Source organism: Arthrobacter sp. B0316-1-20 (assembly GCF_059091865.1).
This window is the reverse complement of the sequence record NZ_JBNHHC010000019.1, coordinates 69,279-94,608: the sequence shown is the minus strand read 5'-3', so window position 1 is coordinate 94,608 and position 25,330 is coordinate 69,279. Positions and strand designations below refer to the sequence as shown.

Here is a 25,330-nt window from a genome sequence, read left to right as displayed (position 1 = left end):
TTGCTCTACAACAGGTAGAGAAATTCGGCGTACCGCGGCATGCCGCGGATTGGAGCCCGCGGCCGGCCGCTAAGCTGGGCCTATGGTGATCCTTTACAACATCCTTGTCTTCCTGCACATCGTTGGTGCAGCCATGATTGTCGGCATCTGGATCGGCAACATGAAAAAGCCCACCGTCCACCCGCGCCAGTTCGACGGCGCGGCCCTGCAGGTCATCACGGGCGTCATCATGATGGGCCTGATACCGGCCATGGACCTGGACGCGAATTACATCAAATTGGGCATCAAGCTGGTCATCGCGCTTGTAGTCCTCGTCCTCGCGTTCATCGGCCGCCGCAAGTACAAGGCCGGCGAACCGATTTCCGCCGGCTTGGCCCATTCCGTCGGTGGTCTGGCGCTCCTCAACGTTGCCATCGCGACCTTGTGGAACTAACCCGCTGAAGCATTTGTCTCTGCGGCCGGCCCCGGACTTGGGGCCGGCCGCAGAGGCTTAACCCGGTGCCACCGGACAGGCCGCGGCAACTCCCCTAGGATGAGGATGACGGCATCGGCCGCACCCGGCCGGCACGGCCGGAACGCATCCGAGCACATCGACCAAGGAGGACACATGGCTACAACACGTACCGCAAGCACCAACTGGAAGGGCGATCTCGCCAGCGGCAGCGGCCAGACGACGTTCGAAACGTCCGGAATCGGCACCTACGACGTCACGTGGAAGGCACGCACTGAACAGTCGGAAGGCAAGACCAGCCCCGAGGAACTGATTGCGGCGGCGCACGCCTCCTGCTACTCGATGGCGTTCAGCAACATTCTCAAGCAAGCCGGCCACACGGCCGAAAGCATCAAGACGACTGCCGAGGTGGATTTCGATACCTCTGACGGTGCGCAGATCAGCGAAATCCGCCTGACCGTCCGTGCCACCGTGCCCGGCATCAGCGAGGACGACTTCCAGTCCAGTGCGCAGGCTGCCAAGGAAGGCTGCCCGGTGTCCAAGGCGCTGGCCTCGGTGCCCAGCATCACGCTTGACGCCACCCTGGCCAGCTAGGCCCGAACAAGACAAGAAAACCCCGACGCATCCTGGTGCGTCGGGGCTTTTCTGTTGAGGCCAACTGCGACCCGGCGAAGGTCAGCGCACGTCCTGCGGGCGCGGCGGCAGCGGTCCGGGCCGCAGCACGGGGTAGCCGGTGCGGGCCGGTGGCTGGTCGGTCGGCAGTTCGCCCAGCATCTCTTTCAGGATCCCCACCCCGTGCTCCAACTGCGGGTCCTCCCCCGCACCGTACGCGTGCGGCGGGAACGGCACCTCGATGTCCGGTTCCACGCCGTAGTTCTCGACGCCCCAGCCCACGCCCTGCGTGAACCAGAACGCGTACCGCGGCTGGGTCACGCCCGTGCCGTCGGCCAGCGCGAATTTCGCGTCAATGCCGACCACGCCACCCCAGGTCCTTGTCCCGACCACGGGGCCGATGCCGCGCAGCTTGCTCACCTGCGTGATGATGTCGCCGTCGGAGCCGGCATATTCATCAGTGAGGACGACGACGGGACCCCGCGGGGCATGTGCGGGATATGTGCCCGGCTGCTCGCCGCGCGCGAGGCTCCAGGCGTTGACTTTGCGGCCGATCAGCTCGGCCACCAACTGCGAGGTATGACCGCCGCGGTTGCGCCGGACATCGATGACGAGGGCGTCCTTGGCTGTCTCCACGTCCAAGTCACGGTGCAGTTGGGCCCAGCCGCGTGCCACCATGTCCGGAATGTGCAGGTAGCCGAAGCGCCCGTTCGAGGCATCACGGACGTTGCGGCGGTTGCCGGCGACCCAGTTTTGGTAGCGGAGCCGCTCCTCGTCACGGATCGGGATCACGGCAATCCGCCGCTGCAGGCCGGCTTCCGGGCTGCCGGTTCCGTTGATAATGGTCAGTTCAACCGTCTTGCCGGCGGCGCCCACCAGCAGCGGCGCCGGCCCGGCGAGCGGGTCCACCGGGATACCGTCCACGGCCGCGATCACGTCGCCCGGCTGGACGGCCGCGCCCGGGGCGGTCAGCGGAGACAGAGCGAGCGGATCCGATGATTCCCCGGCCAGGATCTTCTGCACGGCCCAGCCGGCGTCGGTCCGGACCAGATCGGCCCCCAGCAGTCCCTGCTTGCCGGCGCCGGGCTCGGTGACCGGTGCGGGTGTGACGTAGGCATGCGACGTGCCCAGTTCGCCGTGCAGCTCCCAGAGCAGGTCGACCAGGTCGTCGTGGGAGCCGAGGCGTTCCACCAGCGGCCGGTAGCGGTCGTAGACGCCCTGCCAGTCCAGACCCGCCATGTCCTCGGCCCAGTAGAAGTCGCGCTGCAGCCGCCAGGCCTCGTCGAAGGCCTGGCCCCAGACCTTGACCGGCTCCAGCGTGAGCCGGATCCGGCTCAGGTCCACCTGCACGCTCTCCGGCGAGTCGTCGTCGACCTTTCCGGTGGCGGGCACGGCCCTGACCTTCGACTTGTGCACGTACACCACCCGTTTGCGGTCATGCGACACTTCGTAGGCATCCAGCGCCGGCACCAGCACGGAAACCTCGCGGCGGGACAGGTCGAACCGCTCCAGCCGCTGGGATTGCTCTGCATCCTCCGCCGAAGCACGTCCTTCTCCGGTGACGCCGGCGGGATCAGTGGCCAGCCACAGCAAGGCACCGTCCACCGCGGTGAGGCGTGTATAGCGGCCTTGCTGGACCGGGACCGGGATGATCCGCTCAGCCAGACGTTCCGCATCGACGGCGATCTCCGCGGCTGCAGGCTTGGTCTCGCCGCCGTCCGGCGAGCCGTCTTCCTTCTCCCCTGCCGGCGGCGCATCCGGCAAGGTGCCGTGCACCGAGGGACCGAACGGCGAGGGAGTGGCGGCGGCCAGGGCCACCAGGAACGGCTTGGTTGATGCCGGGAAACCCAAATCGAAACTGTGGGTCGAATAGACCGGGTCGAAGCTTCGCTCCGAGAGGAAGGCGGCGAACTTGCCGTCCGGGGTGAACGCCGGCCCGTGGTCGCGGAAGCGTCCGTCGGTCACGTCGATGATGCCGCCAGTGCCGTCCGCCCGGACCAGCCGCAGACGCGTCCGGGTACCCTCCGCCGTCACAGGCTCGGCCCACAGGATCCAGCGCGAATCGGGTGAGAAGGCCAGCTCATTGACTGCCCCGTGGTCGGTGCCCGCGAGCCGGCGCAGATCCCCGCTCTCCGCGTTCAGGACCAGCAGCAGTCCGTACTCGGTGGCCACCGCCGCCAACGTCCCGTCCGGGCTGGCGGCGAGCGCGCTCACCCGGTCCGGTCCGGGCAGTTCCACTCGGCGCAACTGCTGCGGAGCCAGGGCTGCGGCCGAACGCGCCTCCGCTTCCTGGACGCCCGCTCCGCTGCCGCTCTGCTTTCCGACGGAACGCACCTCCACGATGGGTTGGGATTGGGTCGGATTGACGACGGCGGAGGCCGAGACCGGGCGCGGCAAGCCGACCTGCTCCGGTTCAGCAGGTGCCGCACTGGTTTCGGTCGGGGCAGGCACCTCGAGGTGCGGAAGCTGTTCGAAAACCTGACGGATGTAGAGGGCCTCTTCGCCCCCGTGGTCGGCAACATAGACCACCCGCGAGTCCCCCAGCGGCCGCGCCAGCCGAGCCCTGACGCCCGGCGTCGACTCCACGACGCGCGAAGGACCGTCCCGGTGGGTCAGCCAATGCACTGTTCCGTGGGCCTCGATGACCGAGGCCGTTCCCTTCGGATTCGGCACGGCCGACGCCAGATGCTGTGCCACGTTGAGCGGGCGGCCGCGGCGGCTGGTCGAGGCCGACCCCAACGTGATGTGAAGCCGGCGCGGTTCCGCCGCCAGGGAATCGAGCAGCCACAGCTCGCCGGCGGACTCGAAGACCACCCGGGTGCCGTCGGTTGAAGCGTGGCGGACGTAGAAGCCGGCATGATCGGTGTGCCGGCGCAGGTCCGCACCGTCCGGCCGCACCGAATACAGGTTGCCATGGCCTTCATGGTCGCTGAGGAACGCTATCCGGTCTCCGATCCACATCGGATCGGCCAGGTTCCCGTCCAGCTCAGCGGCGAGGCGCTCGAATTCGCCGCCTCCATCGCGGTCAATCCACAGTTTCCCGGCCGTGCCGCCACGGTACCGCTTCCACCAGGCCGGTTCGCGCGAGAGCACGCTGCCGACCACCACGGGGCGCTCGTCCCCAAGCTCCGGGCCGAACGCGACGGAGTCGACCGGGCCAAAGGGCAACACGCGGGCACCGGAACCGTCCAGCGGCACGGCGTAGGCCCAGGTATGCCGGGATTCCTCACGCTGGAACGAGCTGGTCGCCAAGGCTTCCCCCTGGGGCGTGAAACCTTTGACCCTTGTGGAGGCATGGCCCCAGTAGGTCAGTTGGCGGAAGCCGCCGCCATCGACCGAGGCCGTCACCACCTCGGGCGCGCTTGCCTGCACCACGCCCCAGACCAGACTCTGCCCGTCCGGCGAAAACCTGGGGTTCCTGGCCGGCAATTGCAGTGACGAAACCCGCCACGCCCTGCCCCCGGCAAGGGGTCCCACCCACACATCGTCCTCGGCGACGAACGTGACGAGATCGGCGTGCACGTGCGGGTAGCGGAAGTAGCTGGATAAAGTCATGCCTCGATCTTAGTCACGGCCGGCAGCAGCCCTTCGGTCATCGGAGCGGCGGCGTTTCATAGACCGCCCGGATCAGCCACCCCGTGCCCTGCCGCACCAGTTCCAGCTGGATCCGCTGCGCGCTCGGTGTGGAATGCTCCTCCACCACGCTGCCGTCGGCCGCTAATTGGCGGAACGGCGGGGTGATGACCGTCGCAGCCACCGTGGCCGCTTCCGGTTCCCCCACGACTTCCGCCGCCGGGTCTAGGTCCTCCACCCTGGTTTCAAAATCCGCCAGCCAGTCGCCGGAGTCGGTCAGCGCCGCGATGATGTCCTGGTCGGTTTCCATTACTGCGGTTCCGGGAACATTGACCCGGTTGAGCAGCGCGGCATCCCTGGTTCGCAAGGCTTCGGTACGCAACCAAGCCAGGGCTGGTACTGCGGCCGCTGCGTCCTCGCCCTGCAGCGCTTGTTCAAGGCCTGTTGGCATGGTCCGTGCTTCCGGCGGTGCCGCAGGCCGCCCGTCACGCTGCGCCGCGGCAGCCTGTTGCGCGGACTGCCCGCGGCCGGTTACCTGGAGCGCCTGATAGGCACGCTGCGGAGCGGCGGTGAAGGAGTGCCCGGCTGCGACGGTCAGGCCCACCGCCGCGGCCACGGCCGCCAGCGCGACTGCTGCCTTGCCCCACCGGGCGCGTTGAGGGGCAACAACGGTTCCGGCGGGCGCCCGCTGTCGCCGGCTGCCCCTGCCGCTGTCCCGCGGCCACCGTTGCATCCCGGACCGTGCGCCGTCCTTGGTCCGGGGACGGACCCCTGCCAACGGTGCCGGCAGCGTTCCCGCCAGGCGGCCTGTCCGCCTTGCCGCTGTCTCGCGCCGGGTCAGCAGTTGGCTGGCCACCGAAGGATGTGCCGACGCCGTCAGGTCCAGCGCCTCGGGGCGTGCGGTCCTGATCACCCGCCGGGCGAACTCTGCCGCCGACGGGCGCTCGGCCGCGCGCTCCGCCAGTCCTTCCTCCAGGAGGGCGACCAGGTCGTTCGGCACGTCAGGAACCAACACGCCCATCGGCGGGCGGTGCGCAGTGGCTCCAGGCACCCGGCCGGTGAGCGCGAACCAACCGATGGCTGCCAGTGCATAAACGTCCGCTTCCGGGTCCAGCGCGCCCTCGGCCGTCTCTCTGGCCGGTGCCCTGAACCCGGGCGTGCCTGCCGCACGCGGGCGTATGCTGCCCAGCGCACGCGCTACCCCCAGATCGGCCAGCATGGGTTTACCGACTGCCGTGAACAGCACGTTGCCGGGCGACACGTCGCCGTGGACCACGCCGATGCCGTGCAGGTAGTCGAGAGCATTGGCCACCGGAGTCAGTATGGTGACCGCTTCGCCCACCGCCAGGGGGCCACGGGCAGCGACGAGTGCTGCCAGCGAACCGCCGGCAGCAAATTCCAGCAGCAGCCCCGGACCCCGATCCGTCGCCAGCTGACCATGCGTTTGCAGCAGATGCTCATGATGCCCGCCCGCCAACAAGGCCGCTTCGCGGTCCGCCGCCGCGACCGCTGCCTCCCCCTGCTGCCTGCTCACCACGGCCCAAGGCGCCGGTTTGCCGACCTCGGCACCCGTCCCCTGCCGTGCCGCCCGACGCGTCAAAGGCGCTGCACCGGCGTCGTCGCGGTTGGCAGTGGAAGGCGGGTCAGACAACACTTTCAGGGCATACTCGGTACCCGTGGCCGCTTCCCGGACCAGCCACACCGAGGCCGATGCGCCGCTGCCGAGCCACCGCTGCACGATGAAACCCGGTGCCACCGGACGCGGCGGTTCCTGCCCGGCGGGGGTCGCGCCATCTGTCCGCTCGTCGTCTCCCATCCATTACTTCTACTCGGTTTGGCCACAGCGCGCAGGAGTTATCCACAATCAGCTCCGTTACACAAATAGAAGTGCCGGGCGCCGAAGCGTAGGCTTGCGGAATGGCTCTTGAGTTTTCGCGGGTAGGATTCGCCCCTGACTACGTCGATTATGAAGCAGGCTGGGCGCTGCAACGCCGGCTGCACGCCGAAGTGGTGGCGGGCTCCGCTCCCAGCACGGTGCTGTTGCTTGAACACAGCCCGGTCTACACGGCCGGAAAACGGACCGAAGAACACGAACGGCCGCTGGACGGCACCCCGGTGGTCAGCGTGGACCGCGGCGGCAAGCTGACCTGGCACGGCCCCGGCCAGCTGGTGGGCTATCCGATCGTGGCCCTGCCCGATCCCACCAAGGTGGCCGACTACGTCAATATCCTGGAGCAGGTCCTGATCAATGTGCTCGCCGATTATGGTCTGGCCGGCACCCGGATCGAAGGCCGGTCCGGTGTGTGGATCGACGCCGACGAACGCGGCCCTGCCCGCAAGATCGCTGCCATCGGCATCCGGGTCAACCACCGGGTGACCATGCACGGCTTCGCACTCAATTGCCGGAACGATCTGGCCCCTTACAGCCAAATCATTGCCTGCGGGATCACCGATGCCGGCACCACCACCATCCAGACCGAAACCGGGCTGGACGTTGCTCCGGCCGACATCGCCGACCGGGTGGAGACAGAACTCCGCTCGTATGAAACTTCCTTGGTCAAGGCCGGCACCACCGGACCCGCTGCCACCGACACCGACCCTGGCCACCGCCAGACCGAAGGAGCCCTGCTGTGACCCTCGCCCCCGAAGGACGCCGTTTGCTGCGCGTCGAGGCCCGCAATGCCGCGACCCCCGTGGAGCGCAAGCCGGACTGGATCAAAGCCAAGGTCAACATGGGACCCGAGTATGTGGCCATGAAGAACCTGGTCAAAAAGGAAGGGCTGCACACGGTCTGCGAAGAGGCGGGCTGCCCCAACATCTTTGAGTGCTGGGAAGACCGCGAAGCGACCTTTTTGATCGGCGGATCGGAGTGCACCCGGCGCTGCGACTTCTGCCAGATCCACACCGGCAAGCCGTCTCCGGTCGACATCCTGGAGCCCACCAAGGTGGCCCAGTCGGTCCAGCAGATGAACCTGCGCTATGCCACCGTCACCGGCGTGGCCCGCGACGACCTGGCCGACGAGGGCGTGTGGCTCTATGCCGAGACCATCCGGAAGATCCACGAGCTCAACCCGGGCACCGGCGTCGAAATCCTGATTCCGGACTTCTCCGGCAAGCCGGAGCACATCACCGCGATCTGCGAAGCCAAGCCGGAGGTATTCGCGCACAACGTGGAAACCGTGCCGCGCATCTTTAAACGCATACGGCCGGCCTTCCGCTACGAGCGTTCGCTGGACGTCATCTCCCAGGGCCGCGACCACGGCATGGTGACCAAGTCCAACCTGATCCTGGGCATGGGCGAAACCCGCGAAGAGATCTCCGAGGCGCTGCGCGACCTGCACGCCGCCGGCTGCGACCTGGTCACCATCACCCAGTACCTGCGCCCGACCGAACGGCACCACCCGGTGGAGCGCTGGGTCAAGCCCGAGGAATTCGTCGAGTTGAGCCAGGAGGCCGAGGAGATCGGTTTCCTGGGTGTGATGAGTGGACCTTTAGTGCGCTCGTCCTACCGGGCCAGCCGCCTCTGGGCCACCGCCATGCGCAAGAAAGGCCTGGAACTTCCGCCCGAGCTGGCCCATATCGGCGAATCCGGCAGCACCCGCCAGGAAGCTGCCACGCTGATCGCCTCCCGTTAACTGAACCGGCCGTACGACGGTCCGGAGCCGTCAGGCTGCCGGACCGTCGCCGTGTCCGGAGGTCGGGCGCGAGCGACCCGTCCGTCACGATAGAATTGGACATTATGGCCAACCGCACCGATTCCGACGCCCCGAAACGGGGTCTCTTCTCACGCAAGCCCAAGGCTGAGAAGCCGTCCAAAGCCAACAAGCAGCCCGGCCGGCTGAAGCAGATCGGCCAGGTCTTCCAGATGACCCGGCGCAATGACCCTAACGTGGTCTGGTTCATGCTGCTGGCCTTCCTCGGCATCGTCGCCGTGGGCCTGGCCGTCGGCCTGCTGATCAACAACTGGGTCACGCTGCTGATCATCTCCATCCCGCTGGGCCTGCTGGCTGCCACCTTCATCCTCTCGCGCCGCGCCGAACGGGCGGCGTTCTCGCAGATTGAGGGCCAGCCCGGTGCCTCAGGGGCGGCGCTGAGCGTACTGCGCCGCGGCTGGATCCTGCAGGACCAGCCGGTGGCCGTGAATCCACGGACCCAGGACGCGGTGTTCCGCGCCGTGGGCCGGCCCGGCATTGTGCTGGTCACCGAGGGCCCCTCGCACCGCGTGCGCCAGTTGGTCGAATCGGAGCGGCGCCGGCTGCGCCGGATCCTGCCCAACGTCAAGATCCACGTGATCGAGACCGGCCGCGGCGAGGGCCAGGTGGAGCTGAGCAAGGTGGCCAAGACCGTGCAGAAGCTCAAGAAGGAACTGACCAAGCAGGAAGTCAGCGCCGTGGACAAACGGCTGCAGGCCTTGGGCAGCAGCAAGCTGCCGATCCCGAAGGGTGTGGACCCGTTCAAGGCCCGCCCGGACCGCAAGGCGATGCGCGGACGCTGATCCTGGATACGTGTGAGGGGCTGCCGGTAGCGAACCGGCAGCCCCTCACGTATGTCTGGAGTCTGTAAGTTGTGCGCGTTGCCGGCCGCCTCAGCGGCGGATCAGGATGGTGCCCATGGCGCGGTCGTGGAGGCCGCGCTGGTCGGCGTCGAAAATTGCCGCCGGAATCACCAGGCACAAGAGCACGGTGCGGACTACAGCGGCCAGCAAACCGGGAGCGGAACCGTCGAGTTTGCACACCTGGATGCCGAGCAGCCGGTGGCCGATGCTGTAACCCAGGGTGCCGACCAGCAGCAACTGCTCGACGGCGAACACGCCCAGGATGGCCAACTGGCCGCCGCCCAGGAACGCGTTGGCGATCGCGTAACAGAGCAGCCAGTCAATCAGCAGCGCCACGATCCGGCGGCCCGGGCGGGCTATCGAGCCGCTGCCGGATTGGGGTAGCCCCAGCCGCTGGCCGGGCCACTGCTGCATGTTGGATTGCGGAGGGCCTTGAAGCCAGGAACCAAGATCGCGTCTACTTACCACCCCTCAAGTTTACCGGCATCCATGACGCCGTTTCCCCCGGAATTTCGGGCCTGCGGCGCCTGCTGGCCCAGCGGCAAGACAGCTGCCGGTAAACTTGCCGTGCACATCGATTTAAGTAACCTGCCCGAAACAATTGCGACACCGACGGGAAATTCCCTGCTTCTACTGTTGTAACTGTTGCCGGCCCCGTGCTGCGGAGGCAGGTTCCCCCAGAATGCGTAAGGAGCATGACCCGATGTTCAAGAATGCGGACGAGGTCCTCAAATACATCGCCGACGAAGACGTCAAGTTCGTCGATATCCGTTTCACCGACCTGCCCGGCGTCCAGCAGCACTTCAATGTGCCGGCGAAAACCGTCGACGCCGACTTCTTCGTGAACGGGCAGCTCTTCGACGGCTCCTCGATCCGCGGTTTCCAGGGCATCGCCGAATCCGACATGCAGCTGATCCCGGATGTCACCACCGCATTCATCGATCCGTTCCGGGTGGAGAAGACGCTTGCGCTGAACTTCTCCATCGTGAACCCGCGTACCGGTGATCCGTACCACCGCGACCCCCGCGGCGTGTCCGAGCGGGCCGAGGCGTACCTTGCTTCCACCGGCATCGCCGACACCGCGTTCTTCGCCCCGGAAGCCGAATTCTTCATTTTCGACGACGTCCGGTACCAGTCCAGCCCGGAGCACTCCTTCTACAGGGTGGACTCGGTCGAGGCGCACTGGAACTCCGGCAAGAGGGAAGAAGGCGGCAACCAGGGCTACAAGACCCCGGTCAAGGGCGGCTACTTCCCGGTTGCGCCCACGGACAAGCAGGCCGACCTGCGCGACGCGATCTGCGTGGAGCTGGACGCCGTCGGCCTCGAGGTCGAACGCTCCCACCACGAAGTCGGCGCGCCCGGCCAGGCGGAGATCAACTACAAGTTCAGCACCATGACGCACGCCGCCGACGACCTGCTGAAGTTCAAGTACATCGTCAAGAACGTGGCCGATGCCTGGGGCAAGTCCGCCACCTTCATGCCCAAGCCCGTCTTCGGCGACAACGGCTCGGGCATGCACTGCCACCAGTCGCTGTGGACCGGCGGACAGCCGCTGTTCTACGACGAGAAGGGTTACGCCGGCCTGTCGGACACCGCCCGCTGGTACATCGGCGGCCTGCTCAAGCACGCTTCCGCAGTGCTCGCGTTCACCAACCCGACCGTGAACTCCTACCGCCGGCTGGTCAAGGGCTTCGAGGCCCCGGTGAACATGGTCTACTCGCAGGGCAACCGCTCAGCCGGCATCCGCATCCCGATCACCGGTTCCAACCCCAAGGCCAAACGCATCGAGTTCCGTGCTCCGGACCCCAGCTCGAACCCGTACCTGGCCTTCGCAGCCCAGCTGATGGCTGGCCTGGACGGGATTAAGAACCGCATTGAGCCGGCAGACCCGATCGATAAGGACCTGTACGAGCTGCCCGCCGAAGAAGCCAAGGACATCCAGAAGGCTCCGGGCTCACTGGAGGAAGCGCTCGAAGCACTGGAGGCGGACAACGAGTTCCTGCAGGCCGGCGGTGTCTTCACCCAGGACCTGATCGACACCTGGATTGCCTACAAGCGCGAAGAGGAAATCCTGCCGCTGGCCGCCCGCCCGAACCCCTACGAGTTCGAGCTCTACTACGGCTGCTAGTTCCAGCCCGCGGTAGGCCTGCTGCTCCGGCGGCCGCACCCATCCTGAACTACCCGAAGCGGCCCGCTACTGCCCTCAGGCAGTTGGTGGGCCGCTTTCGTGCGTCAACATGTACCCGCTAGCGGCTTAACGCCCTGCGGATGATTGCCACAGCACCAACGAACAACAGCGCGGTGACAGTCAGCACGATCGAATAGGCGACGCCGATCCGGAGTATCACCAGGAGCACCAGAAACGAGACCAGCGCTACGATGAGCATGCTCCGCACCGGTCGCGGTGTGTGGCCGCTGGGTGTGGATCCTCCGTTTCCACCCATAGCCACATTTTGCCACGCCCCGCAGCACCACGTCCTGTCCCTGGCCGGCTCTACCGCATCCGTCATGTTTTGACCGGCCGGCCGCCCGCGCCCGTCATGCCGCCGGGATAGGGCCATCCGGCGCCGTGCGGCCCAGGCGTTCGAGGGGCCTAGAGGCGCGTTTCGGTGACGGCCGTCAGCAGGAACACCGAGTCCTCGGATGCTTGCACGGAGTGACGCTCCTGCGGGATCACGGCCAGTTGGTTCTGGTTGACCGCCACGCGTCCGGACGCGGAGACCACGGTCACCGACCCTTCCAGGACCAGCAACGTGCCGGCTAGAGGAGCATTATGCTCCCCCAGTTCGGCGCCGGCTTTCAGCGCCAGCACGGTTTGGCGCAGCGGACCGTCCTGCGCCACCAAGGCGGCGCTGCGTCCGTGCGGCGATCCGACCGCCACCGCCAGGTGTTCGCGTCCAACCACATCGATGTCGGTCATCTTGGGGGTCTCCTTCGCTCGGGTTCCGGCATCAGCCTAACCCGGTCCCCTGCCGGCAGCCATCAAGCATGGGAGGGCCCGACGGCGGTGCCTCCTATGGTCGGCTGGCGCCGCCGTCGGCCGTTCAGAGCGCGTTGGCCCGGCGGATCAGGTGCCGTAACCGTAGAAGTAGCGCTCGAAGATGGCCCGGGCACGGCGGGTCAGGCGCAGATAGTCTTCCTCGATGGCCGCCGCGTTCCCCGGCTCGTACCCGCACCAGCGCGCCACGGCTTCCAGGTCCCGCCGCGAAGCGGGCAGCAGGTCGGAATTCTTGCCGGCCCAGATGACATTGGCCGAACGGATCCGGGTAGCCAGGCTCCAGCTGCGGCCGAGCGTGGCGGCGTCGTCTTCGGGGAGCAGCCCGGCGGCGGCGATGGCGGCCAGTGCCTCCAAGGTGTTGGTGGTGCGCAGCTCCGGACGCTCGTGCGCGTGCTGCAGTTGCAGCAGTTGGACCAGCCATTCCACGTCGCTGAGGCCCCCGCGGCCCAGCTTCAGATGCCGGGCCGGATCGGCGCCGCGCGGCAGCCGCTCGGATTCCACCCGCGCCTTGATCCGGCGGATCTCGCGGACCTGATCGCTGCTGAGGTCCGCCGGGTAGCGGATCGGATCGACCAGCGCGGTGAAGTCCTCGCCGAGGGCGTCGTCTCCGGCCATGGGGCGGGCGCGCAGCAAGGCCTGTGCCTCCCAGACCAGCGACCAGCGCTGGTAATACTCGCGGTACGAGTCCAGCGACCGCACCAACGGGCCGTTCTTTCCTTCCGGGCGCAGGGCCGCATCCACCTCCAGCACCCGTTCGGCAAGCACCGGCGGAGTACAAGGCTGCTTCAGCAGCGAAGAAATCCGGGCCACGATGCGCTCCGCCTGCTGCTGGGCCTGGGCGGGATCCGCGCCCGGCAGGGGCCGGTGCACGTACATCACGTCCGCATCGGAGCCGTAGCTGATTTCGCGCCCGCCCTGGCGGCCCATGGCCACCACCAGCAGTGCGGTCAGCCGTTCCTCGGTCTCCAGCACGGAGGTTTCCGCCACATGCAGTCCGCCAAGCACCGCAGCCCGGTCGGCGTCGGCCAGGGCCGCGCCCACGCGACTCTGCTCCAGCAGCCCGGAGGAGTCGGCGAGCGCGATGCGCAGCGTTTCCCGGCGGCGGATCAGCCGGATCAGCCGGATAGCCTCTTCCGGCACCGGATGGCGGGACATTTTGGACTGGATCTCCTGCCACTGCGCGTCGAAAGCCAGCGGCACCAGATCCTTGTCGGTGCCCAGCCACGCCGTCGATTCCGGCGAAACCTCCAGCAAGTCGGTGATGAAGCGGCTGCTGGAGAGGACGTGGCACAACCGTTCGGCGGCGGAGCTGGAGTCGCGCAGCATGCCCAGGTACCAGTGCGAGTCGCCCAGCCGTTCGCTCAACCGCCGGAAGCCCAGCAGCCCGGCGTCGGGGTCAACCCCGGACGCAATCCATTCCAGCAGCACCGGCAGCAGCTGGCGCTGCAGCGATGCCTTCCGGCTGACTCCGCCGGTCAGCGCCTCGATGTGGCGCATGGCGCCGCGGGGATCCTGGTAGCCCAGGGCGGCCAGCCGTCCCTGGGCGGCCTCCGGGCTGAGCCGGACCTCGTCCAGGCTCAGGTTGGATGCGGCGGCCAGCAGCGGCCGGTAGAAGATTTGCTCATGCAGCGCCCGCACCCGGCGCTTGGTCTGCTGCCACTTCTCCATCAGCTCTGCCGGTGCCGGGCGCCGTTCCAGCAGCGCACCCTGCGCGGCCTTGGCCAGCACCCGCTGGGCTTGTTCGGCGTCGGGCATCAGGTGGGTCCGGCGCAAATGCACCAGTTGGACGCGGTGTTCCAGGACCCGCAGGAACCGGTACGCCTCGTCGAACTCGCGGGCGTCCGTCCGGGAAATGTAGCCGGCCACGCTCAACGCTTCGATGGCCGAGGTGGTGTCGCGCTGGCGGATGGATTCGTCAACCCGGGCATGAACCAGCTGGAGCAGTTGGACCGTGAACTCGACGTCGCGGAGCCCGCCGCGCCCCAGCTTGATCTGCCGGCCGCGCTCGTGGGCCGGGATGTTCTCCGTGACCCGGCGGCGCATGGATTGCACCGATTCCACAAAGCCTTCGCGCTCCGACGAGGACCAGACCAGCGGTGAGATCGCTTCCTCATACCGGCGGCCCAGCTCGGCATCTCCCGCCACCGCCCGGGCCTTCAGCAACGCCTGGAACTCCCAGCTCTGGGCCCACCGCCGGTAGTACGTCAGATGCGAGTCCAAGGTCCGCACCAGCGGCCCGTCTTTGCCCTCCGGCCGCAGATTCGCGTCGACTTCCCAGAGACCGGGCTCCGGCCCGGGTGACGAAATGGCGCGGGCCGTTCCGGTGGCCAGCGCCGCGCCAATGGCAGCGACAACGCCGTCGTCGAGCCCTTCGCCCTCGACCACGTAGACAACATCGACGTCGGATATGTAATTCAGCTCGCCGGCGCCGCACTTGCCCATGCCGATGATGGCCAGCTTCACCGCCGCAACGTCATCGGCACCAAAGCGTTCCGCCGCTTCGGCCCGGGCCACCGCTAACCCGGCTTCCAGCGCTGCCGAGGCCAGGTCGGCCAGTTCCCGGCCGACCGCCGGCATGAAGTCGACCGGCGAGGCTGCGCAGAGGTCGCGGATGGCGAGTTCTGCCAAGTGCCGGCGGTACGTGCTCCGCAGCCCCATGTAGGCGTCCTTGCCGGACAAGGAAGCGACCGGTTGTTCGGACAGCGGATCTGCCCCAACAGCCTGCAGCATCGCACTGCGCAGCCGGGACGCCGGCACATTCCCGGGTTCCGGGCCGATATGCGTGTCCAGGACGTCCAAGTGCTCCGGCCGGCGGAGCAGGAATTCACCCAGTGCTTCCGACGCCCCGAGCAGCCGGAACAGGGCTTCGCTGCCGTCCCCACCGGTGTTGATGACGTCAACGAGGGACGGGTTCTTCTCCAGCAGCCGGACCAGGGAGACCAGCGCCTGGTCCGGGTCGGCGCTGACTGCGAACCCCGCGTCCAACCGTTCCTGGCTGACGCCGGACAGTTCCGAGGCCTGCAGGAAACGGGTACTGCGCTCCAGATCGTGGAACCCGCGGGCGATCAAGCGCCGGTTGGTGAGCACTGGCGGGGTCCTAGAGGATTCCGATGTTGCGCTTCAGCTCGTGCGGGGTGACCTGCAGCCGGTAGTCGTGCCATTCGGCCCGCTTGTTCCGCAGGAAGATTTCGTAGACCTGCTCGCCCAGGATGCCGGCCACCAGCTCCGACTCTTCCATCGCCCGGATGGCGTCGTGCAGGCTGGAGGGCAGCGGGTCCAGCCCCATGGCGCGCCGCTCGGCAGTGCTCAGGCTCCAAACGTCGTCCTCCGCCGCCGGCGGCAGCTCGTAGCCTTCCTCGATCCCCTTCAGGCCGGCCCCGAGCAGCACCGCGTAGGACAAGTACGGGTTGGCCGCCGAATCAATGCCGCGGTATTCGACGCGGGCGGACTGGCCCTTGTTCGGCTTGTACAGCGGCACCCGCAGCAGGGCGGAACGGTTGTTGTGGCCCCAGGAGATGTAGCTGGGTGCCTCTCCCCCGCCCCACAGCCGTTTGTACGAGTTGACGAACTGGTTGGTGACGGCGGTGAACTCCGGAGCGTGGTGCAGGATCCCGGCCATGAACTGGCGGGCCGTCTTGGACAGCTGGAATTCGGCGCCGGGTTCGAAGAACGCGTTCGAGTCGCCCTCGAACAGTGAAAAGTGGGTGTGCATGCCGGAGCCCGGATGGTCGGAGAAAGGCTTCGGCATGAAGGTGGCATAGATCCCCTCCATCAACGCCACTTCCTTGACCACCGTGCGGAAGGTCATGATGTTGTCCGCGGTCTGCAGGGCATCGGCGTAGCGGAGGTCGATTTCGTTCTGGCCGGGACCGTCCTCGTGATGGCTGAACTCCACCGAGATGCCCACGTTTTCCAGCATGGTCACGGCGGTGCGGCGGAAGTCCTGTGCGACGCCGCCGGGCACATGGTCAAAATAGCCGGCCCGGTCCACGGGCACCGGGATCCCGTCCGGACCCAGTTCATCGGACTTGAGCAGATAGAACTCGATTTCCGGATGGGTATAGCAGGTGAAGCCCATCTCCGCCGCCTTGCTCAGCGTCCGCTTCAGCACGTTGCGCGGATCGGCGCTGGAGGGCTCGCCGTCGGGCGTGAGCACATCGCAGAACATCCGCGAGGTCTGCTCCGCTTCACCCCGCCAGGGCAGGATCTGGAACGTGGTGGGATCCGGCTGGACCAGCATGTCCGACTCGAAGACCCGGGCCAAACCCTCGATCGATGAACCATCGAAGCCGAGCCCTTCTTCGAACGCACCTTCCACTTCAGCAGGAGCCAGCGCTACGGACTTCAGCGACCCGACGATGTCCGTGAACCAGAGCCGGACAAACCGCACGTCGCGCTCTTCGATGGTACGGAGGACGAATTCCTGCTGACGGTCCATGGGCTGCCTTTCACTGTATCCGCGCCCGGCATGTGAAGCCGCTTGCCAGAGCCTGCCTTGTACTTTCCCTTAGCCTACTGGCAGCACCGCCGAAGTTTCCGCCCAGGTAACGCATCCGCACACAAGTGGAGCAAGCAGAGGTCCGAGGATTAGGCTCTACCACATGCCCACTTCACAGCCTTCCGGCGCAGAGCAGCCGGCTCCTTACGGCACGCCCGCGGCGTCTTCGGCGTCGCGCCCGTCCCGCCGCACCCGCCTCCACCACCTGCAGCAGGCCAAGGACGAGGGCCGCCGCTTCGCGATGCTGACGGCCTACGACCAGTACACCGCGGAGATTTTCGATGCGGCCGGGATCGAGGTGCTGTTGATCGGCGACTCGGCGTCCAACAACGTGCTGGGCAATGAGACGTCGCTGCCGATCACGGTGGACGAAATGCTGCCGCTCTGCCGGGCTGTCGCCCGTTCCGCCCGCAGTGCTTTCGTCGTTGCCGACCTGCCCTTCGGCAGCTATGAGGTCTCGCCGGCGCAGGCGGTCGAAACCGGCGTGCGCTTCCTGAAGGAAACGGGCGTGCACGCGGTGAAGATGGAAGGCGGCGCCTACTACGCGGACACCGTGCGGGCCTTGGTGCAGGCCGGTGTTCCGGTGATGGCACACATCGGCTTCACTCCGCAGAGCGAGCACGCGCTCGGTGGCTACCGGGTCCAGGGCCGCGGCGACGACGCCGGGCGGCTGGTTGAGGATGCGCTGGCGCTGGAAGCCGCCGGGGCTTTTGCGGTGCTGATGGAGATGGTCCCGGCCGAGGCGGCCGCCAAGGTGGACCAGGCCCTGCATGTTCCCACGATCGGGATCGGCGCCGGTCCGTCAACCACCGGCCAGGTTCTTGTCTGGCAGGACATGGTGGGTCTGCGCGGCGGCAAGATGGCCAAATTCGTCAAGCAGTATGCGGACGTGCGGAGCATTATTTCCGACGCCGCTGCCGCCTTCCGCTCCGACGTCCAGGACGGCGCGTTCCCCGGCCCGGAGCACTCCTTCTAGCCCGGGGCGGGAACGTCGGCCGGCTGGATCAGTCCTCCTCCGCGTCCCACTCCTTATTGCGCTGCTGCACCTTTTCCAACGCGTGCTCGGCTTCTTCGCGGGTCGCGTAGGGGCCGATCAGCTGGGTCCAGTCGGACTGCGCGCCCACTTCCACCTGGTGGGTGACGACGTTGTACCAAAAATCCGCCATGCCGGCCTCCTTAAGTTGACGGCGCCGCTGCAGCGTTGTTGCCCGCCGGCGTCTGCACGCCCGGGCACCGCTGCAGCACCTATATGATCGATACTATGCCCCACAATGCAGCAACAGCACCCGTCGGAACCCTCGTTCAGGGCAGCGTCAGCCCCACTTTGCCGGTCCCCGCTTCGATCGAACGGCCCGAGTACGCGTGGAAACCGGCGCCGGCCAAATTCACCGGTTCCGAGGTCAAGACGCCGGAGACCATCGAGAAAATCCGCACCGCTGGACGGATCGCTGCACAGGCCATTGTGGAGGTCGGCAAGCACATCGAACCGGGCGTCAGCACCGACCAATTGGACCGGATCGGACATGAATTCCTGCTGGACCACCGCGCGTATCCGTCCTGCCTGGGCTACCGCGGTTTCCCGAAATCGATCTGCTCCTCGATCAATGAAGTGATCTGTCACGGAATTCCGGATACCACCGTGCTGCAGGATGGCGACATCATCAACATTGACATCACCGCTTACCTGGACGGCGTCCACGGGGATACCAACTACACCTTCCTGGTGGGCGACGTCGATGAGGAGTCGCGCCTGCTGGTGGAGCGCACGCAGGAATCACTGCGCCGCGGCATCAAGGCAGTTGCCCCGGGCCGTGAAATCAACGTGATCGGCCGGACCATCGAATCCTTCGCCAAGCGTTTCGGCTACGGCGTGGTCCGCGATTTCACCGGCCATGGTGTCGGCGAAGCGTTCCACACCGGGCTGATCATCCCGCACTATGACGCCGCCCCCGCCTATAGCCGGGTGATCGAGCCGGGCATGGTCTTCACCATCGAGCCGATGCTGACGTTGGGCACCATCGACTGGGAGATGTGGGACGACAACTGGACGGTGGTCACCAAGGACCGCAAACGGACCGCGCAGTTCGAGCACACCCTGGTGGTCACCGAATCCGGTGCGGAGATCCTCACCCTGCCTTAATCCGACAGCGTCCGGCCGCAACGGGTAGGCTACCGATAGTCCGGCGCCGCATGCCGGAGACACGCGCATACGGAGGTGGCATGGCGACCCAGGACGGCAAGGCAGCCAAACGGGCATCACGCTCGGCAATCGGGATTGATATCGGCGGAACCGGTATCAAGGGCGGCATCGTCGACCTCAAAAAGGGGAACCTGGTCGGCGAACGCATCCGTTACGACACTCCCCGTCCATCCACTCCGGAGGCCGTGGCCGACGTCGTTGCGCGCATCGTCAGCGAACTCTCCGCCCGCCCGGAGGGCCCGGCACCGGACCGCCCGGTGGGCGTCACGTTCCCGGCCATCATCCGCCACGGCGTGGCCCGGTCCGCGGCCAACGTCGATGCCAGCTGGATCGGCACCGATGTCGACTCGCTGCTCACCGACAAAATGTCCCGTCCGGTCCAGGTCATCAACGATGCCGATGCGGCAGGGGTGGCGGAGGCCCATTTTGGTGCCGGGTCCGGTGTGAAGGGGACCCTACTGGTCATCACCTTGGGCACCGGCATCGGGTCGGCCTTCATCTTCAACGGCACGTTGGTGCCCAACGCTGAATTGGGGCACCTGGAGCTGGACGGACACGACGCCGAGACGAAGGCCTCCGCTGCGGCCCGCGAACGCGACGGTCTGGGCTGGGAGGCGTATGCGCAGCGCCTGCAGCGATACTTTTCGCACGTGGAGTTCTTGTTCTCGCCGGAGCTGTTCATCATTGGCGGCGGTATTTCCAAACGCAGCGAGGACTTCCTGCCCCTGCTTCAGCTGGCCACGCCGATCATCCCGGCCCAGCTGCGCAACAACGCCGGCATCGTCGGCGCAGCGCTGCAGTCGGCCATCCACTTCGGATTCGCCAAGTAAAACAGTTGGTGCCGGTGGCGGCCCCGGCTTCCCCTCCGCAGCCGCCACCGGAGTCTGAGTGCGCTATTGCGCCGTCAACGGCCGTTGCCGGCCTTCCGGCCCCTGCTGGCCGTTTTTCTGCGCATCGCGGCGCAACTGGTCGATGGCGGATTCGAAATCCTCCAGCGACTCGTAGCCCTGGTAGACGCTGGCGAACCGCAGGAACGCGATCAGGTCCAGCTTCTTGAGCGGGCCAAGGATGGCCAGCCCCACCTCGTGGGCGTCGATTTCCGCGGCGCCGCTGGCACGGACCGATTCTTCAACTTCCTGCGCCAGCATGGCCAGGTCGTCTTCCGTCACCGGCCGGCCCTGGCAGGCCTTGCGCACGCCGTTGACTACTTTGGTGCGGCTGAACGGCTCGCTGACGCCCGAGCGCTTGATCACGCTGAGGCTGGTGGTCTCCACCGTGGTGAAGCGGCGCCCGCAGGCCGGACACTGCCGGCGCCGGCGGATCGCCGAGCCGTCGTCGGTGAGCCGGCTGTCCACGACCCGGGAATCGGAGTTGCGGCAGAACGGACAATACACGCAACACTCCTTCCAAGGGGGAACACCGACTAATTCATCCTAGAACTATATCTAGGTGAATTACAAGACTGTGATTACTACATGTTGGGGTTGGGGGTGCTCAGTTGAACCGGATGGCCACGGCATCGCCATGCGCCGGAAGGTCCTCGGCGCGGGAGAGTGCGCCGATGTGTCCGCTGACTTCCCGCAGCGCTTCGCTGCCGTAGTTGATCACCTGGACCGCTCGCAGGAAGGTGGTCACGTTGAGGCCGCTGGCGAAGGTGGCGGTGCCGCTGGTGGGCAGCACATGGTTGGAGCCGGCGCAGTAGTCGCCCAGGCTCACCGGGCTGTAGTCACCCACGAAGATCGCGCCGGCGTTGCGGATCCGGCCGGCCACCGCGGCGGCGTCGGCGGTCTGGATCTCCAGGTGCTCGGCAGCGTAGGCGTCGCACACGGCGATGCCCTGTTCCAGCCCATCCACCAGGATGGTGCCCGACTGCGGTCCGGACAGCGCCTGGCGCACCCGCTCGGAGTGCTTGGTCCTGGCAATCTGTACGCCGAGTTCCCCGCGCACCGCCTGCGCCAGTTCCTCCGACGCGGTGACCAGGACGGAGGCGGCATGCGGATCGTGCTCGGCCTGGCTGATCAGGTCGGCGGCCACGAAGGCTGGATTGGCGGTTTCGTCGGCCAGGATGGCTATCTCGGTGGTGCCCGCTTCCGCGTCGATGCCCACCACACTCTTGACCAGCCGCTTGGCCGTGGCTACGAAGACGTTGCCGGGTCCGGTGACCACGTCCACGGGTTCCAGGGCCGCGCCGTGTTCGTTGGCGGGCACACCGTAGGCGAACGCTGCAACCGCCTGCGCGCCGCCGATGGCGTAGACCTCTTCGATGCCCAGCAGTTTGGCGGCAGCCAGGATCGTGGGGTGCGGGAGCGAGCCGAAGTCTTTTTGCGGGGGCGAGGCCAGCGCGATGGATGCCACGCCCGCTGCCTGTGCCGGTACCACGTTCATGACCACGGACGACGGGTACACGGCCAGTCCGCCGGGGACGTACAGTCCCACCCGGTTCACCGGGATCCACTTATGCGTCACCACTGCCCCGTCGCTGATGTCGACGTCGGTGTCCCCCGGCTTCTGCGCCGCGGCGAACCGCCGCGCACGCTCGATGGCCTCCTCCAGGGCGGCACGGACCTGCGGGTCCAGCTGGTCCAAGGCCTCGTCCAGTGCCGCCGCCGGCACCCGGGGATGCAGCTGCTCCACGCCGTCGAACCTGCGAGCGAGGTCGGCCAGGGCTGCGAAACCGTCCGCGCGCACCTTGCCGATGATCTCCTCGACGGCACCGGTGGCGGCGTCGAACGTGGTTTCCGCACGTGGCATGGCGGCTTTCAGCTCGGCGGTGCCGAGGCTGCGGCCGCGCAGGTCCAGCGTGCGGAAATCGGTAAAGGGCTGGGCGGAGGCTGCGGAAGTCACCCACCCATTCTACTGACCGCTCGCCGCCGCGTGGTCAGGCGTCGAGGCAGGCCGGCCCCAGCAGCACCTTGAGGTCGCCAAACAGCGAGGGGTTCGGATTGACCCGCAGGTCCACCCCCAGCTTCATCACCTCGACCTTGCGGGAACTGTTCAGCCGCACCTGCACCTCGGTAGTGCCGGGATGGGTGCGCAGCACGTCCCCCAGCGCGGTGACTACCGACTCGGTCGCCTTGAAGCTGGCCATCGAAATCACCACCGGGCCGGAGTGCCCGTCGCTGAGGTCGGGCACGGTCAGTTCCTGCGCATTCAGGGTGACTGCCCCGTCGTCGCGGCGCTGCAGCCGGCCCCGCACCACCACAATCAGGTCTTCCGCGAGCACGGTCGCGATCGGCGCATAGGCCTGGCCGAAGAACATGACCTCCATCGAGCCGCCGAGGTCCTCGACTTCGGCCCGGGCATAGGCGTTGCCGCTGTTCTTGGCGATCCGGCGCTGCAGCGAGGTGATCATGCCAGCAATCGTGATGATCTGTCCGTCCGGCGGGCCGTCCTCGCCGATCAGCGAGGTGATGGACATGTCCGCGTGCTGGCTCAGGATCCCGTCCAGTCCCTGCAGCGGGTGGTCGGAAACGTACAGGCCCAGCATGTCGCGTTCGAACGCGAGCTTGTCTTTCTTGTCCCACTCGGGCAGGTCCGGCACATCGACCGCGAGTCCCCCGGCGGTTTCACCGCCATCGTCGAACGCGCTGAAGAGATCGAACTGGTTGGCGGCCTCGTTGCGCTTGAGCACGATGACCGAGTCCACCGCTTCTTCGTGGATCATTGCCAGCGCGCGGCGCGGATGGCCCAGCGAGTCAAACGCCCCGGCCTTGATCAGCGACTCAATGGTGCGCTTGTTGCAGACCACGGCCGGAACCTTCTGCAGGAAATCGCTGAAGCTGGCGAAGTTGCCCTTCTCGTCGCGGGCGGCCACCATGGCGTGCACCACGTTGGCGCCGACGTTGCGGATGGCGCCCATGCCGAAGCGGATGTCCTTGCCCACGGGGGTGAAGTTCAGCGCCGATTCGTTCACATCCGGCGGCAGCACCGTGATGCCCATGTGGCGGCATTCGTTCAGGTACAGCGCCAGTTTGTCCTTGTCGTCGCCGACTGAGGTGAGCAGCGCGGCCATGTATTCGGCCGGGTAGTGCGCCTTCAGATAGGCCGTCCAGTAGGAGACCAGGCCGTAGGCGGCCGAGTGCGCCTTGTTGAACGCGTAGTCGGAGAACGGCAGCAGGATGTCCCACAGCGCCTTGATGGCTGCCTCGGAGTAGCCGCGGTCCACCATGCCCTGGTGGAAGCCCGCATACTGCTTGTCCAGCTCGGACTTCTTTTTCTTGCCCATCGCGCGGCGCAGAATGTCCGCCTGGCCCAGCGAGAAGCCGGCCACCTTCTGGGCGATCGCCATCACCTGCTCCTGGTACACGATCAGGCCGTAGGTGGTGTCCAGAATGTCCCGCAGCGGTTCTTCCAGCTCCGGGTGGATCGGGGTGATCTCCTGGAGCCCGGTCTTGCGCAGCGCGTAGTTGGTGTGCGAGTTGGCGCCCATCGGGCCCGGCCGGTACAGGGCGATGACCGCGGAGATGTCTTCGAAGTTGTCCGGCCGCATCATCTTCAGCAGCGACCGCATCGGGCCGCCGTCGAGCTGGAAGACGCCCAGGGTGTCGCCGCGGGCGAGCAGTTCGTAGGACCCGCGGTCGTCAAGGTCCAGCGATTCAAGATCCAGGTCGATGTCCTGGTTCATCTTGATGTTCTCGATGGCGTCCGTGATGATCGTCAGGTTGCGCAGACCGAGGAAGTCCATCTTGATCAGGCCGAGGCCTTCACAGGTGGGGTAGTCGAACTGCGTAATGACCTGGCCGTCCTGCTCGCGGCGCATGATCGGGATGATGTCGATCAGCGGATCCGAGGACATGATGACGCCGGCTGCGTGCACACCCCACTGGCGCTTCAGCCCTTCCAGGCCCAGCGCGGTTTCGAAGACCTTGGCGGAATCCGGATCGGACTTGAGCAGTTCGCGCATCTCCTCGGCCTCGCCGTAGCGCTTGGCGCTGGGATCGTGCACTTCCTTCAGCGTCAGGCCCTTGCCCATGACGTCCGGCGGCATGGCCTTGGTCAGCCGCTCGCCGGTGGAGAACGGATAGCCCATCACGCGGGACGAGTCCTTCAACGCCTGCTTGGCCTTGATGGTGCCGTAGGTGACGATCATGGCCACGCGGTCGTCGCCGTACTTCTCGGTGACGTACTTGATCACCTCGGGGCGGCGCCGGTCATCGAAATCCACGTCGAAGTCAGGCATCGAAACACGGTCCGGGTTCAGGAAGCGCTCGAAGATCAGTCCGTGCTTGAGCGGGTTCAAGTCAGTGATCCGCATCGCGTAGGCCACCATCGAGCCGGCACCGGAGCCGCGGCCCGGGCCCACCCGGATGCCGTTGTCCTTGGACCAGTTGATGAAGTCGGCCACCACCAGGAAATAGCCCGGGAAGCCCATTTGGAGGATGATGCCGATCTCGTATTCGGCCTGCTTGCGCACGTCATCGGGAATGCCCGCCGGGAACCGGTAATGCAGGCCCTTCTCGACTTCCTTGACGAACCAGGATTCCTCGTTCTCCCCCTCCGGCACCGGGAACACCGGCATGTAGGAGGCCTTGGTATTGAACTCCACGTTGCACCGCTCGGCGATCAGCAGGGTGTTGTCGCACGCTTCGGGCACATCGCGGAAAATGGCCCGCATCTCCGCCGGGGATTTCAGGTAGAACTCGTCCGCATCGAACTTGAAGCGCTTCGGGTCGGCCAGCGACGAACCGGACTGCACGCACAGCAGCGCCGCATGCGACTTGGCATCCTCGGCGTGTGTGTAGTGGAGGTCGTTTGTAGCCACGAACGGGAGCCCGAGTTCGCGCGCCAGTTTGCGCAGATCGGCCTGCACGTTGCGCTCGATGTCCAGGCCGTGGTCCATCAGTTCGCAGAAAAAGTTTTCCTTGCCGAAGATGTCCCGGAAATCGGAGGCAGCCTGCTTCGCCTCGTTGTACAGGCCCAGCCGGAGCTTGGTCTGGACTTCACCGGACGGACAGCCGGTGGTGGCGATCAGGCCCTTGCCATAGGTCTGCAGCAGGTCCCGGTCCATCCGCGGCTTGTACAGATAGCCTTCCAGCGAGGCCAGCGACGAGGCGCGGAACAGGTTGTGCATGCCTTCGGTGGTCTCGGCCCACATGGTCATGTGGGTGTAGGCGCCGGCGCCGGAGACGTCGTTGCGTCCGCCGTCGCCCCAGCGCACGCGCGTCTTGTCCGCCCGGGCGGTGCCCGGAGTCAGGTACGCTTCGACGCCGACGATGGGTTTGACCCCGGCGTTGCGGGCCTTGTTCCAGAAATCGAAGGCACCGAAGACGAACCCGTGGTCCGTCGTCGCCACCGCGTTCATGCCCAGTTCCTCGGTGTGGCTGAACAAGTCGGTCAGCCGCGCGGCACCGTCGAGCATCGAGTACTCGGTGTGGTTGTGGAGATGGACGAAGGAATCGTTGCCGGTCTTGGAAGAAGTCACTGCTGCCACGGTTTCATTCTAG

At 66.7% G+C, this 25,330-nt stretch carries 20 protein-coding genes; 9 read left to right on the top strand and 11 right to left on the bottom strand.

The genetic code is table 11. From position 1 onward, the window contains the following. Positions 1-82: 82 nt before the first annotated feature. Positions 83-433, top strand: coding sequence for a hypothetical protein (locus AC5RW2_RS26365; RefSeq protein ID WP_493950184.1), 351 nt, complete (start codon positions 83-85; stop codon positions 431-433). A gap of 174 nt (positions 434-607) precedes the next feature. Further along, positions 608-1,045 (top strand): OsmC family protein, encoded by a 438-nt coding sequence (locus AC5RW2_RS26360; protein ID WP_493950183.1) that lies wholly within the window; start codon positions 608-610, stop codon positions 1,043-1,045. An 81-nt stretch (positions 1,046-1,126) separates the two neighbouring features. On the opposite strand, the gene AC5RW2_RS26355 is transcribed toward AC5RW2_RS26360, so the two are convergent. Next, on the bottom strand, positions 1,127-4,618 hold the full coding sequence (locus AC5RW2_RS26355) for a S41 family peptidase (RefSeq protein ID WP_493961807.1): 3,492 nt from the start codon (positions 4,616-4,618) through the stop codon (positions 1,127-1,129). Positions 4,619-4,655: 37 nt separating this feature from the next. Beyond that, positions 4,656-6,452 carry a serine/threonine-protein kinase gene (locus tag AC5RW2_RS26350; protein ID WP_493961806.1) on the bottom strand — a complete coding sequence of 599 codons (1,797 nt, stop codon included), beginning with the start codon at positions 6,450-6,452 and terminating at the stop codon, positions 4,656-4,658. 101 nt (positions 6,453-6,553) lie between these two features. Here AC5RW2_RS26350 and lipB point away from each other — a divergent pair, with 101 nt between their 5' ends. From lipB to AC5RW2_RS26335, 3 genes are all read left to right on the top strand, one after another. Continuing rightward, a complete protein-coding gene (gene lipB / locus AC5RW2_RS26345) occupies positions 6,554-7,270 on the top strand; it encodes a lipoyl(octanoyl) transferase LipB (RefSeq protein ID WP_493961805.1) in 717 nt (238 codons plus the stop codon). Next, the gene (gene lipA, locus AC5RW2_RS26340) at positions 7,267-8,271 is read left to right on the top strand and encodes a lipoyl synthase (protein WP_493950179.1); all 1,005 of its coding nucleotides are present in this window, start codon (positions 7,267-7,269) and stop codon (positions 8,269-8,271) included. The genes lipB and lipA overlap by 4 nt, the downstream gene beginning before the upstream one ends. 104 nt (positions 8,272-8,375) lie before the next feature. Beyond that, positions 8,376-9,131, top strand: coding sequence for a DUF4191 domain-containing protein (locus AC5RW2_RS26335; protein ID WP_493950178.1), 756 nt, complete (start codon positions 8,376-8,378; stop codon positions 9,129-9,131). A gap of 90 nt (positions 9,132-9,221) precedes the next feature. Here the strand turns inward: AC5RW2_RS26335 and AC5RW2_RS26330 are convergent, their stop codons facing one another. After that, positions 9,222-9,659, bottom strand: a complete 438-nt coding sequence (locus AC5RW2_RS26330) for an RDD family protein (RefSeq protein ID WP_493961804.1) — start codon at positions 9,657-9,659, stop codon at positions 9,222-9,224. 235 nt (positions 9,660-9,894) lie between these two features. Between AC5RW2_RS26330 and glnA the strand changes: the two genes are divergently transcribed. Then, positions 9,895-11,319: a type I glutamate--ammonia ligase gene (gene glnA, locus AC5RW2_RS26325; protein ID WP_493961803.1), complete on the top strand. Its 1,425-nt coding sequence runs from the start codon at positions 9,895-9,897 to the stop codon at positions 11,317-11,319. Positions 11,320-11,437: 118 nt separating this feature from the next. Here glnA and AC5RW2_RS26320 read toward each other — a convergent pair whose 3' ends face one another. From AC5RW2_RS26320 to AC5RW2_RS26305, 4 genes are all read right to left on the bottom strand, one after another. Continuing rightward, complete coding sequence (locus AC5RW2_RS26320; RefSeq protein WP_494074736.1) at positions 11,438-11,578, bottom strand: hypothetical protein; 141 nt, start codon at positions 11,576-11,578, stop codon at positions 11,438-11,440. Between the two features lie 206 nt (positions 11,579-11,784). Continuing rightward, positions 11,785-12,111 carry a cupin domain-containing protein gene (locus tag AC5RW2_RS26315; RefSeq protein WP_493950174.1) on the bottom strand — a complete coding sequence of 109 codons (327 nt, stop codon included), beginning with the start codon at positions 12,109-12,111 and terminating at the stop codon, positions 11,785-11,787. Positions 12,112-12,258: 147 nt separating this feature from the next. Continuing rightward, positions 12,259-15,276, bottom strand: a complete 3,018-nt coding sequence (locus AC5RW2_RS26310) for a bifunctional [glutamine synthetase] adenylyltransferase/[glutamine synthetase]-adenylyl-L-tyrosine phosphorylase (RefSeq protein WP_493961801.1) — start codon at positions 15,274-15,276, stop codon at positions 12,259-12,261. Positions 15,277-15,286: 10 nt separating this feature from the next. Then, complete coding sequence (locus AC5RW2_RS26305) at positions 15,287-16,627, bottom strand: glutamine synthetase family protein (protein ID WP_493961800.1); 1,341 nt, start codon at positions 16,625-16,627, stop codon at positions 15,287-15,289. Between the two features lie 163 nt (positions 16,628-16,790). On the opposite strand from AC5RW2_RS26305, the gene panB reads away from it, so the two are divergent. Next, entirely contained in the window at positions 16,791-17,663 is an 873-nt protein-coding gene (gene panB, locus AC5RW2_RS26300; protein ID WP_493961799.1) for a 3-methyl-2-oxobutanoate hydroxymethyltransferase, read from the top strand. Positions 17,664-17,691: 28 nt separating this feature from the next. Here the strand turns inward: panB and AC5RW2_RS26295 are convergent, their stop codons facing one another. Continuing rightward, positions 17,692-17,886, bottom strand: coding sequence for an SPOR domain-containing protein (locus AC5RW2_RS26295; protein ID WP_493940343.1), 195 nt, complete (start codon positions 17,884-17,886; stop codon positions 17,692-17,694). A 62-nt stretch (positions 17,887-17,948) separates the two neighbouring features. Between AC5RW2_RS26295 and map the strand changes: the two genes are divergently transcribed. Both map and ppgK read left to right on the top strand, forming a co-directional pair. Further along, positions 17,949-18,827 (top strand): type I methionyl aminopeptidase, encoded by an 879-nt coding sequence (gene map, locus AC5RW2_RS26290; protein ID WP_493950170.1) that lies wholly within the window; start codon positions 17,949-17,951, stop codon positions 18,825-18,827. An 80-nt stretch (positions 18,828-18,907) separates the two neighbouring features. Continuing rightward, positions 18,908-19,717: a polyphosphate--glucose phosphotransferase gene (gene ppgK, locus AC5RW2_RS26285; protein ID WP_493961798.1), complete on the top strand. Its 810-nt coding sequence runs from the start codon at positions 18,908-18,910 to the stop codon at positions 19,715-19,717. Positions 19,718-19,780: 63 nt separating this feature from the next. Here the strand turns inward: ppgK and nrdR are convergent, their stop codons facing one another. From nrdR to dnaE, 3 genes are all read right to left on the bottom strand, one after another. After that, positions 19,781-20,281, bottom strand: a complete 501-nt coding sequence (gene nrdR / locus AC5RW2_RS26280; protein ID WP_127514416.1) for a transcriptional regulator NrdR — start codon at positions 20,279-20,281, stop codon at positions 19,781-19,783. Between the two features lie 100 nt (positions 20,282-20,381). Continuing rightward, the gene (gene hisD, locus AC5RW2_RS26275) at positions 20,382-21,731 is read right to left on the bottom strand and encodes a histidinol dehydrogenase (RefSeq protein WP_493961797.1); all 1,350 of its coding nucleotides are present in this window, start codon (positions 21,729-21,731) and stop codon (positions 20,382-20,384) included. Positions 21,732-21,765: 34 nt separating this feature from the next. Beyond that, on the bottom strand, positions 21,766-25,245 hold the full coding sequence (gene dnaE, locus AC5RW2_RS26270) for a DNA polymerase III subunit alpha (protein WP_493950687.1): 3,480 nt from the start codon (positions 25,243-25,245) through the stop codon (positions 21,766-21,768). Between the last annotated feature and the right edge of the window lie 85 nt (positions 25,246-25,330).